Annotated in this window: 13 protein-coding genes; all 13 read left to right on the forward strand. The window is 36.9% G+C overall.

Translation table 11 applies throughout. The features are described 5' to 3' along the window. The first annotated feature begins 86 nt into the window (after positions 1 to 86). The 13 genes from H2672_RS02875 to H2672_RS02935 all read left to right on the forward strand — a co-directional run bounded on the left by H2672_RS02875 (position 87) and on the right by H2672_RS02935 (position 11,393). Positions 87 to 539 (forward strand): metal-dependent hydrolase, encoded by a 453-nt coding sequence (locus H2672_RS02875; RefSeq protein WP_186668730.1) that lies wholly within the window; start codon positions 87 to 89, stop codon positions 537 to 539. Positions 540 to 558: 19 nt separating this feature from the next. Next, complete coding sequence (locus H2672_RS02880) at positions 559 to 1,620, forward strand: ParM/StbA family protein (protein WP_186668732.1); 1,062 nt, start codon at positions 559 to 561, stop codon at positions 1,618 to 1,620. A gap of 1 nt (position 1,621) precedes the next feature. Continuing rightward, positions 1,622 to 1,990 carry a hypothetical protein gene (locus tag H2672_RS02885; protein ID WP_186668733.1) on the forward strand — a complete coding sequence of 123 codons (369 nt, stop codon included), beginning with the start codon at positions 1,622 to 1,624 and terminating at the stop codon, positions 1,988 to 1,990. An 18-nt stretch (positions 1,991 to 2,008) separates the two neighbouring features. Continuing rightward, complete coding sequence (locus H2672_RS02890; protein ID WP_186668736.1) at positions 2,009 to 2,383, forward strand: hypothetical protein; 375 nt, start codon at positions 2,009 to 2,011, stop codon at positions 2,381 to 2,383. A 15-nt stretch (positions 2,384 to 2,398) separates the two neighbouring features. Beyond that, a complete protein-coding gene (locus H2672_RS02895) occupies positions 2,399 to 2,842 on the forward strand; it encodes a DUF5348 domain-containing protein (protein ID WP_186668738.1) in 444 nt (147 codons plus the stop codon). An 18-nt stretch (positions 2,843 to 2,860) separates the two neighbouring features. Beyond that, complete coding sequence (locus H2672_RS02900) at positions 2,861 to 3,448, forward strand: hypothetical protein (protein ID WP_186668740.1); 588 nt, start codon at positions 2,861 to 2,863, stop codon at positions 3,446 to 3,448. Between the two features lie 170 nt (positions 3,449 to 3,618). After that, a complete protein-coding gene (locus H2672_RS02905; protein WP_099630314.1) occupies positions 3,619 to 3,840 on the forward strand; it encodes a hypothetical protein in 222 nt (73 codons plus the stop codon). 49 nt (positions 3,841 to 3,889) lie between these two features. Then, positions 3,890 to 5,095 carry a conjugal transfer protein gene (locus H2672_RS02910; protein WP_186668742.1) on the forward strand — a complete coding sequence of 402 codons (1,206 nt, stop codon included), beginning with the start codon at positions 3,890 to 3,892 and terminating at the stop codon, positions 5,093 to 5,095. Between the two features lie 61 nt (positions 5,096 to 5,156). Next, positions 5,157 to 5,378 carry a hypothetical protein gene (locus H2672_RS02915; protein WP_186668744.1) on the forward strand — a complete coding sequence of 74 codons (222 nt, stop codon included), beginning with the start codon at positions 5,157 to 5,159 and terminating at the stop codon, positions 5,376 to 5,378. Positions 5,379 to 5,488: 110 nt separating this feature from the next. Next, entirely contained in the window at positions 5,489 to 6,808 is a 1,320-nt protein-coding gene (locus H2672_RS02920) for a TcpE family conjugal transfer membrane protein (protein WP_186668746.1), read from the forward strand. 26 nt (positions 6,809 to 6,834) lie between these two features. Then, the gene (locus tag H2672_RS02925; protein WP_186668748.1) at positions 6,835 to 8,148 is read left to right on the forward strand and encodes a hypothetical protein; all 1,314 of its coding nucleotides are present in this window, start codon (positions 6,835 to 6,837) and stop codon (positions 8,146 to 8,148) included. A gap of 72 nt (positions 8,149 to 8,220) precedes the next feature. After that, positions 8,221 to 10,809 (forward strand): ATP-binding protein, encoded by a 2,589-nt coding sequence (locus H2672_RS02930; protein WP_186668750.1) that lies wholly within the window; start codon positions 8,221 to 8,223, stop codon positions 10,807 to 10,809. A 32-nt stretch (positions 10,810 to 10,841) separates the two neighbouring features. Further along, a complete protein-coding gene (locus H2672_RS02935; protein ID WP_186668752.1) occupies positions 10,842 to 11,393 on the forward strand; it encodes a hypothetical protein in 552 nt (183 codons plus the stop codon). Positions 11,394 to 11,414 lie beyond the last annotated feature (21 nt).

An 11,414-nucleotide genomic window follows, 5' to 3' on the forward strand; every position in this document is an offset into this window, starting at 1 on the left:
AAATCACTAATTGGAAGGAAGGGGATATAAATTGGGATATGAAAAAATGAAAGAAGTAAACGATAATTTAGAATCGAGGTTGATTCATGGAGTGGTCCACACACGCTTTATCAGGAATGATAGCCGGATATACAGTTACAGGGGGTGATTGGCGAGGAGCGGTGGTAGGAGGAATTGCAGGTGTGCTACCGGATCTTGATGAACCGAAATCTAAGTTTGGAAAGTTGTTCTTCTTTATAGCTATACCACTTAATTCTATATTTGGTCATCGGACTTTTACACACTCCCTGCTATTTACGTTATTAGCAGGGATTTTTATATACCCGTTTACAGAATTATGGCTAGCTTTGTCAGTAAGTGCAGGGATACTTGCCCATATTGCAGGAGACATGTTAACCGGAAAAGTGAAACTCTTCTATCCGTCAGCTAAATCTGTCGGGATTGCAATTCCTTCATTCAGTTTTATGTGGATAGACAGAATCACGAGACTGTTGCTTGTTATAGCGATAGGTTGGGTTGTACTTGAAAAAGTAATTTGAATTTATAGGAGGTCAAAAATTGGAAAACGTTGCAGTGGATTTAGGTTATGGCTACGTCAAAGCGATTTCATCATCAGGAAAGAGAATAATTTTTCCTTCGTTGGTTGGGAAAGGATACGACAGGGGAATTACAAATATCCTCGGAGATACGCCAAATGACTTAGCGAATATACATGTATCAATCAAAGGTGAAGATTATTTTGTGGGAGAACTAGCAAATGAATCACGTTCTTTATCTCGTATCTTTGAACGTGAACGCTTTAATCATATGTACACACACATTCTACTTAATACGGCTATTCAACTTGTCACCGACGGAAGAGGGGGTTCTGTGAATTTGTCAACGGGACTTCCACTGGATTTCTACCAAGCCCAGGCAAAGGATTTTCAAACGTCTATTACGGGGATCCAATCCCAAATTGAATGGAAATCAGGTCCACTAATAGATGGTGCTAAACAAGTAAATATTGAACGTGCCTTAGTGTTTCCACAAGGTGCTTCAGCTATCTTTTCAGCATTGATTAATCATGACGGGAAATATACCTATCCTCATCTAATGAATCAGGGAACGCTTATCGGATTGGTTGATATCGGATTTAGGACAACGGACTTTGTTGTAGTCGAGATTCAACAGAACGGTTCATTTGTTCCTAAAGCAAAGCTATCAGGAACGGTGGACGACGGTGTAAACAATTTATATAGGGATATCCGTCAAGCTTATAAAACAAAAACAGGTGGTGCGGATTTAAGTGAACATTACATTTCCCGAATATTAAAAGACGAACAATTGACTTACAAAGGAAATAAAATTGATTTCAGTAATATCATTCAGTCTAGTAAGAAATCCATAGCCACTAATATTGTTGACCGATTAAAAAATGTATGGGCTGAAGAATCTGATCTATTTGATGCGATATTCTTGGCCGGTGGTGGAGGAGAACTCTTTGAGCCATTCATCCAGCCACACTTTGATAATCGATTGGTAAAGATTACTGAAAGCCAGTTTGCAAACACCATCGGTTATTTAAGATTAGGAAAATCAGTATTTGATCAATTAGAGCGTCGAAATTCAGTGATTTGATATGAGTGTTAATTGGGAGAAGCGATATAGCTTTCGTTTGCAAGAAGAGGATAAAGAAATTTATAAATTACTTCAACAAGTTCCGGATAATAAGCGAAGTGAAACAATTCGGCAGATGCTGAGATTCGCCTTTCGTACGATGTCGGAAGGAAAGAAAACGGAGCAAGGAATCCAAGATCTTTTGGCTGAAATAAAGTCATTAAAAGAAAATCAAGAATTGCAACATCAAGAGTTGCTAGTGAAGATAGGGAATGCTGTAGCAATTAAAAATGAAGAAGTAAACAAACCTGACGACAATAAAATGAATGAACAGGCGATTGACGATAGCGCGAGTGCGATGCTATCGTCTTTTGGTGTTAATTTTGATTAATTAAAGGGAGGTGTTGAAATGGATAGGACAAAAGAAGAATTGCGTGCAAGAAAAAAGAAAAAGTTTTTAAAAGTATCTGAAACGCTGAGAGTTTGTGACTCCTGTGAATATAGAAGTTTAGTAATGACGGGGGATAGCTCACAAATCAAGGCACTTGTCGAAACAATTTGTGGTGGCTGTCCCAACTATAAAAGAATGCGGAGCGTAGGTGACGAGCTATGGCATACAGATACGAATATTGAAGCGATTCTGGAAAAGAAACAAGAGATTACAATTCAAGAAATACGAACGCTGCTTGAAGAAGGTGTAACAAAAAAGAAAATTAGAGAGGCATTAGGGTTCCACTCAGTTATTGAATTTAGGGAGTTCATATTAACGATTTCGAATAAATAGGAGGGGGATTTTAAAATGAAATTAGTAGAAGATACCGTAGAAAGTTACCGCAAAGCAGGTAGTACAATAAAACGGCTTTTGAAGGAAATGGATGACCTGATGGATAACATCAATATTTTCGATTTAAATTCGGAAGATGTGCAAAGGTATTTCACGCTGTATAAAGCTAAATTAGGACTTGAAGAAGCATATACATCAATTGTTGATTTGAGTAAGGAAATTCAAATTGAAGGCTATTTACGGAAAAACAGTAGGGCCAGGTATGAATTAAATAGCTTTGAATTAACAAGTGGTGCTTTTCTTGATCTTTGGCAGGAGGATTTAGAAATGAAAGAAGGGGGCTATTACAAGCTCTGTAGGATTGAGCATCGCGGAACAGATTATTACTGCGTAGAAATGCCAGAAGTAAAATTAGAAGGATTGAAAGCGCGTTACAGAGTATCATTATTATCAATTTAAATTGAAAGGAGTAATCTCGTGCTATTGAATATAGAAGAAACCTATAGAACTGTGATACTAAAAGAAATGTTAGAAAATGAATTAGTAGAATTGGAAACAGCTTATAAGAATCCAATGGATGAAAGGACCGTAAGTAAAGCAACAGGACGTAAAACGGTAAAACACCTTTTCATATGGGTGCCGATTTTCATGGTGCTTGTTAATTACGTTCGCAATGGTGTGGATCTATTTATTTTCATCTACACACCTGTTTTTCTGTTCTATACAGCAATTTATATAGCGATAATTGTTTTGCTCATTTACGCCTACAACTTTATTGTTAGGAAATATAACAAATCCAGAGCAGGAGCAAATGAAACATCACTTTTCTTTGAGCAAAATATAGCAGCGCTTCAAACAAATATTAAGACGGTAGAAAATGCGTTAATGACTAAATCTACTTTAATTCCTTTGTATCATTCAAAAGAGAAGTTGGTGAAAATGATTGAGTATATGAAGAAAGGGCGCGTAAGAACAGAAGAGGACGCTATCAAACTATTTAAGAAAGAACATGCGAGCTATATCCAGCCAGATGCTACTAAGCGAAAAAAACGATTTGAAAATTAAGAAGGACTAACAAGGAAATTGAATCGTTTTGGTCGTTTCATAAGCATGATATTTTTTGCTTCGTTAATCGCAAAGAGTCTAAATAGATCAGGCTCCCCTAAAAGATAGGAAACAATTGATATTAATAAAAGGGCAAGTCATCGTGCAATTCCTTGAAGGGAGGTGAATTCGTGTTTAAAACAATTATCGGAATCATCCTAATGATATTCTTAATCGCTGTTGTCGGTAGTCTATTATTAGAACAGTTTCCAACCTTAGTCCCGTTGTGGGAGGAACTGAAAATGCACATCGGCACTCTTTATGAATCATCCCTTGTTAAATATGGGACAATCACAACGCTGCTATTAATTGTCGCTATTTTTATTATGGTAGGAAGTTCAAAAAGAATGTGATGAGTCGTGTAAAGTTTGAACAAAAAGAAAAGAAGGAGGTCCACAAAACTTGCGGAAGAAGTTAGGGAAATCCAATGGAAAAAAGGATGGTATTGTAAAAAAGTCGATGGATGTATTCAAAAAGTCATCTGAAAATGAAAAACGTAAAAAAGATATGCGAAAACTTGAAAAGAAAAGCAGACCGAAAGGGTATCGAGCCAAAAAGCTAGGTGCATTTACTTTCTGGATGCTTTTTTTGTTTATGCTTTTTATTGTTTTCGTAAATGTGTTTTCAACCAGTGGGAGTTCGAATGCCGGCAATGAGGCGGGAAATTTACAGGTGAATAAGGCTTTAGCAGCTGAGGGGGTAGAGTTTTCAAAAGGATTTGTAGCAGAATACTTCACATGGAATATTGGTAATGAAGATCGTGCTCAACGAAAAATGAAGTTAAGTTTTTATTTGCCCGAAAAGTTAAGTGATCTAGCCGCAACAGGTGATAAGAAGTGGAGTTCAAAGATTTTACGGGAAAATATACTTTTAAAAGAAGTTGAAGATTTGGGGGACAACCGAGCACGAGTCATTTTTCAAGTTAAAATAAGTTTTGAAAATCCTACCGGTAAAGAAAAAAAGGAGAATGATAAAGCGACAGAAAATGAAGCTGTTGTTCCTGAAAAAATTGAAGCAGTAAAATATATATCTGTTCCAATCTTATATGACGGTGAAGAAAGTCGTTTCGCAGTTTATGAACTTCCAAGCTTCACGTATATGAATGAAGAGATAGTAGGTAAAGGTATTGAATCTGAAACGGAGGGGTTGAAACCAATTAATAATGGAAGCATGCAAAACATTCGTGCCTTCATGGAGACGTTTTTTGAAGCCTATGCAAATGATGCAAAAGATAAGTTAACCTACATCGTTGAGGACCCTAAACATCAAAATGGTCTTAATAAAACAATGGATTTTGTTAGCTTGAAGAATACAGAAGTATTTGAAGGTAAGAAAGTGAGTGAGAAAATTGTAAGAACGGAGGTTGTATTGGCGGAACCCAATACAGGAATCGAATTTATATCTACCTATATTCTTGTGTTGGTTGAAAAGGAAATGCGTTACACCGTGTTATTCATAAACAATAAACAATACATTGATGAGTTAAAGGATAAGAAAAAAGCAGAAGCAGAAATTGAAAAAGCTATAGAAGTAGAGGAAGATAATCAGGATCAAAATCACGATGCTGAAAGTGATCAAGTGGATAAAAATGATACGGAAAATGAATAAGCAGTATGTAGGTGCAGACAATTGTGTCTGTATTTTTTTATTTTAAAGGGAGGTGAATTGTATGAGTTTAGAAGGATTATTTACATGGTTCTCACAAGAAATCAAATGGGCATTATTCATCGTTCTTTTTGTTGCATTGATTGTGACAGCATTTAAGAGAGCATGGATTGCAATGATTGGGGTAGTTCTTGGTCTTGCGTTTATTGGAATCTTCATTGTTCAACCGGACATTCTAATTAACATATCTGAATTTATTGCTGAGAAGTTGAATTTAGGTAACTAAATTTGTTTGATCTACATGCAAGAGGACTTGTACAGATTAAGTGCCTCTTGCTATTTAGTTTGAAAGATACAGCTTGGAGGTGAAAAGACATTAACAAGATTCCGTTATATGTGCTGAATAACTTCATTCGTTTTGAACGTCAGCTCTATCAAATATTCGGGTTAGAATTAGGCAGGCCAATCCGGTTAAAAGCGGTTTTGTATTTCTTTGTGATAGCAATAGTGGAGTCTACTATCTATTTTACCCCTGTAATTGGGCGGTTAATTAATTGGATACCTGTAGGGATCTTAATTCTTATACCAATAGGATTGGCATGGTTACTCGCAGATGTAGGAACGGAAGGTAGATCACCCGTAAACTTCTTTCGTTCGTTTATTTTGTATCAAGCAAGAAAGGTAAAGGACAGCTCGGTTTATAGAGGTAGAGAAGTTGATAAAGAAAAGGATTATCAATTCCATAACTACTTTACTTTTAATGAACTTGTACATCCAAAAAGTGACGATATATCTATCGCAACAGAGATTGATGAAATACGAAAGAACGCAATTGAATATATAAAGCGAATTTCAGATAAAGGAAAAATAGCTAGTGTGGAACAAGACAATCATAAAAATAATGAAACAGAGGTGGTCGATAAGGTGGCAGATGAACAACTACCAGAAATAGAAACGGAGCAATTACAAACAGGAAAGCAACCGGAAAAAGTCGGAAAGCGAATCAATCGGAGCCCACTTGTGACAACTGGTATTACTGTTCTTTTCACAATAGTACTAAGCGTTGCATTGGTTTTCGGTTTCCTTTATACATTGACGGATTTTAAGTTCGGTGAAACTAATGCCGTCGCTAACAATTTGGATTCGCCTCATGAGGCAAATAAGGATGGTACAGAAAAAATAGTTTTGCCTATTGATGAAAACCTCATTTTAGGTTTAAGAGCTGCGGCCATTCAAAAATACGGTGATGCAGTTAAAAACTTCGATAAATTAAACTTTGATGAGTTGGAAAAAGCAGATAGAAATGCCGTGTTGTTCACGTATTTAATGTCAGGTAATGCACAAAAAGCATTAGATTATGTTCCAGAATTTGATAAATCAATTGTCGGTTACTATGTCGTAAAAAATGACCTTAAGTTACTACTAGATTTACAAACTGAGTCGGCATTAATCACATTTGAAGTTGCTGCGTTAAATAACGATTACGAAAAAGTAATTGAATTTCAAAGTGCAGAGAGAATGGAGATGGATGATAGAAGGGCTTACATTATTGCTGATGCTTATATCGCTTTAGGACGTGAAGATGAGGCTCTTGAATTTGCGAAAAGTATTGATGACAACTCATTACACTCATATATCGAGGAGAAAACGGATGCCAAAGACTTGGAAGAAGAGAAAAAAGAAAAAGAAGCTGAAGAATCTAACGGTAAAGCATAAATGAGCATTTCATAGGAGGAATTTACTTGTCAATTGAAAATAAAGATATGAAGAAGAAAGTGACGGTGATTGGGGCAATTGCCTTGTCAGCCGTTTTAGCTAGTGGTGTAGGATATACCAGTTATAACAAATTGAAAGAAAAAACCACAGAAGAAAAAAATGAAGAACAGATCAAGAAAAAAGATGATGGTGAAGTCGTTGATAGTTATACTTTCGACGAGGAATTAACAGAAACTGAAGATGTCCTTGAAGTGATGATTGCACAGGCCACTAAAAATAAAGAATCTGATGTAACATTCTTTGATGATGAATATTTGGATTTGGACGATTCCATTGCGAATGCACATAAAAATGATGTGCAAAATATATCTTTCTTTGATGAGGAAGATGACTTTAAAGAGCTGAATGAATCTATTATTGCTGTTGCAAAAGATGAAATGACTGAAATAGCTTCCGACGATGTAGCAATGATAGAACCTAATCTAAAGGATTCCGTTGCGCCAGAAGAAACTACGGAGCCCGCGGATTTTGAAAAGCCAATCGAACCCGTACCATCAACTAAACCAGTAGATTTGGAAAAGCCGATTGAGCAAGAGAAGCCATCTAATCCAGTTATTTCGGTACCGGTAGAGCAAGAAGAATCAACAAAACCAACTGAACCTGCGAATCCAGAAGAACAAACAGTACCGCAAAAACCGCTAGTTCCGGCAAAACCAACAGAACCTGAAGTACCGACAATTCCGGAAGAATCAACGAATCCTGTGGAGCCGGAAAATCCAATAAAACCAGTGATTCCTGAAGAACCAGAAGTTCCGACAAATCCAGTGGTACCAACAGAGCCTGAGAATCCAGTAGAACCTGATGTACCGTTAGAACCCGAGGAGCCTATAATTCCAGAAGACCCAACGGACCCTGTGGAACCAGAAGAGCCAGAGGAGCCAGTAGTTCCTGTTAATCCAGCAGAACCAGGGGAACCAATAGAGCCTGCTGAACCAGAAGAACCGACAGACCCGGAAGAGCCAACTAATCCAGTAGAACCTATTGAACCCGAATACCCGACTGATCCAGAGGAAACGGAGGATCCAACTGAACCAATTAATCCCGAGGAACGGGCAGAACCAGAAATACCTACTATTCCAGTAGAACCTACCGATCCTGAAGTTCCCACAGAAACAGAAGACCCAATGGAACCGATTGACCCAATTGAACCAGAACTTCCAACTGATCCAGTAGAACCTGGAAATCCAAATACAGAACCAGCAGAACCGACAAACCCTACTGATTCGGAACAACCAGAAGAACCCGTTATTTCTATCGGACCGAACGAAGATGCAGAATAACGATAATGAAAGAAGCTGTGTTTAATTGCGGCTTCTTTTGTTTTCAAAAAACTATGAGGGAAGTGGTACACATTGAAAATCGAGTTTCCGATTAAGCATATAGAAAATAATTTAATATTTGCCCATGATAGAACAGTTTGGGCATATTACAAAATAGACGGATTTAATTATGACTTCTTAGAAGACGATGAGAAAATAATCCCATTTCAACAACAGATGTCTTTTCTAACAAACATCGGTCTTGATTTACATTATTTAGTGGTTCCTAATCCGACGAATATTACAGGTATTTTGAACGCTACAATTAATGAAATGAATATGAAAAGTTATCCGTTGAAAGAAAATGGCATTCAGTATATAAATCAAGTAAAAAGAGCTTTAGAAAATGAACGAGAATTGAATGAGTCCAGTGAGTATCATCACTACATTGGTATTCAACTAGATCCCGAGAAAAATAAATATGCTTCAGGTAATGCTGGTATCAATGCCCTTACATCTGTTAAGAAGTTTATTGAAGGATTCAGTTCACCGTTATATCAAGCGGTAGGATTGTATCCCGATGACATTTTAGAAAGCCAAATTAAAGCTTTTCAAAGCCAAGCCGTGTCAATCGAATCAACAATAGCTAACTCATTCGGTTCACGGATTCAAAAAGTAACGACGGAGGAATTAGTATTTATTATTGAAAAAAGTTTCAGTACAAGAAATAATAATACGGATGTTCAGCTTCGTAATTCGTATGAAATTGGTAAAGAAGTTGAAGGGGTAGATAAGCAAAGAAAGAAATATAAAGCGATTCGTAATAATAAGAAGGAATTCTTTGATGTGCAAAATACGAATATCAAAGAAATTGGTCCTAAGACATTGATGTTGAGTCGGATTACTGACGCGAATGAGATTGAAAGTTTGTATTGCCAATACTTAACGATTGAATATATGGACGATGTTCAGCATCATCCGGGTAGTGAATGGCTATACCGGATTCAATTGCGAATGCCTTTTCCGTTAACCGTTTCGATTCGTGCGGAAAATCAACCGAATGAAATAATTAAGAAGAAATTAAGTAATGCAAAGTTGGAATTCAAAGACCAACGTAATGAAGCTCAAAAGGGCGGTCAAGATGTTGATATGAGTGTCGATGTTTCACAAAGTGGAACGATTCAAATGGAAAACTATTTTAAGCAAACAGGATTTCCCGGGTTTGCTGTATCGTTCGTCTTTAAAGTAACTGCCGAATCTGAAGAACAATTAAAGACGAGGGTTGGTTTGTTGAGAAATGAATTATCAAAGTACGGTTTGAAAATTGTCGCTCCTTACGGTGAGCAAGTTCATTTCTTATTAGAAGCTATTCCTGGTTCGAAAAAATATCAAGATGATTATAAGATGGAAGTTGCTCCTGGTGTTTTAGCTGGAATGATGTTCGGTGCTACAACAAACATTGGGGATAATCGAGGATTCTATATCGGACATACTTCGCAATTTTCAAAGCCAGTCTTTATCCAGCCTGATTTAGCAGCCAAGGCATTTGATGGGCTTGGTAACGTAGTAGATTCAATATCAGTTCTAGTTGCTGGGATGACAGGACGAGGAAAATCTTTCTTTATGAATCTATTTATTTACCTTGCAACACTTACTGGCTCCAAAGGATTAATCATAGATCCTAAAGGAGATAGAACAGGATGGGATAAGGGACTCCCGTTCATTCCGAAAGAGTTCATAGAAGTTTGGACGCTCGGTTCTGACCCCGACGATGCCGGTTCACTTGACCCATTTAGAACAAGTACAAGTATTGAGGAAGCGAAAGACATTACTATGGACATTCTTTCGTATCTGGCAAACATTAATTTGAACGAAGATGCTTACAATATTTTAAGTGAAGCAGTTGAAGAAGTATCAAATGAAGATGATCCATGTATTGGAAGGGTTCTAACCTATTTACATGAGTTGTATGACCGTCGTCCAGAAAGTATGTCGAACAGTCGCTATGAAGCACTAGAACGGTTGAGAGGTACGCTAGAGACATTGAAACGCAATCAACTCTCTATGTTGCTATTTGGGGAAGTGGGGCAAAACTTTAAAGTGCTAGAACATGACAAACCGATTCAAGTACTTATGATTCAAAACCTTAACTTGCCATCATCTAGTGAGAAGAAGAACGCTAGAACGATTCACAAGATATCGGAAGCAATTATGATTTCAATCACTGCTTGGACAAAGCAATACATGTTTAAAAGCGATAGAGGTACACACAAGTTCATTCTACAAGACGAAGCAAGTGCAATCGAACGAAGTCCAATTGGAGCTGAATTAATGGACTTTATCGTCCGAATGGGTCGTTTCTATAATACGACTTTGATTAAGGGGTCGCAAAATGCTTCTGACCACGGTAATGATGTTGCAAATATGGGGATGAAATTTAGTTTTGGATTGCGTAAAACGAGTGAAGCGGAAGAAATGTTAAGTTACTTGAACCTACCCAAAACAAATGCAAATATCGAAACGTTAAAAGCATTGGATCGTGGTGAAGCTTTATTTCAAGATATTTATGGTCGTTCTGCCGTTGTGAAAATTAATCCGGTGTTTGTTGAGTTATTAGATGCATTTGATTCTTCTACATCATCCGAAGAGGAAAGAGAGCGTGAAAAAGATAGAGTAGTATGATAATATACAACACAACGAAAGGAAGTGTCATATTGAATAAAAAACGTATCCTAAGCCTAGCAGCAGTGTTAGGTATGACTTTTCTAATTGCGGGCTGTAATTCGGATGGGAAAGAAAGTGAAACGGTAGAAAAAGGAGAAAATGCTAATGCGAAGAAATATGAAGAAGTATTTAAAGAAACTGATGAAATAGCGCATGATTTTTTAAAGTTGAAGATAGAGCAAAATTATCCTGAAATTCTTAAATATATGTCTACAAAGGGAATTGAAGAATTAGAAGAAAAGTCAAGTTACCTTCTTGAAACACATAGGTTACCCGATGAATTTGAAGAACTTGATGGGATGTATGAATTAAGAAGATACGATAATTTTTATGATGATAACAACGGAGAAGTCTTTTATAGATATAGTAGATTTAATGATAGAGAGGTCTTAGTAAACGATTGGATTATCTTGACACGGAATGAAGAAAAAGATTGGAAAGTAAGATCATATTTTGATACAAGACCAGAAATAATCAATGACTCAAATGCTGAAACTGGTACAGTGCTTCATGAACTGCCAGTAGAAGAGAAAGTCCAATAGGCATTTTCTAGTTAAGTACGG

Origin of the sequence: Sporosarcina sp. BP05 (genome assembly GCF_014282005.1) — a bacterium.
Lineage (GTDB): Bacteria > Bacillota > Bacilli > Bacillales_A > Planococcaceae > Sporosarcina.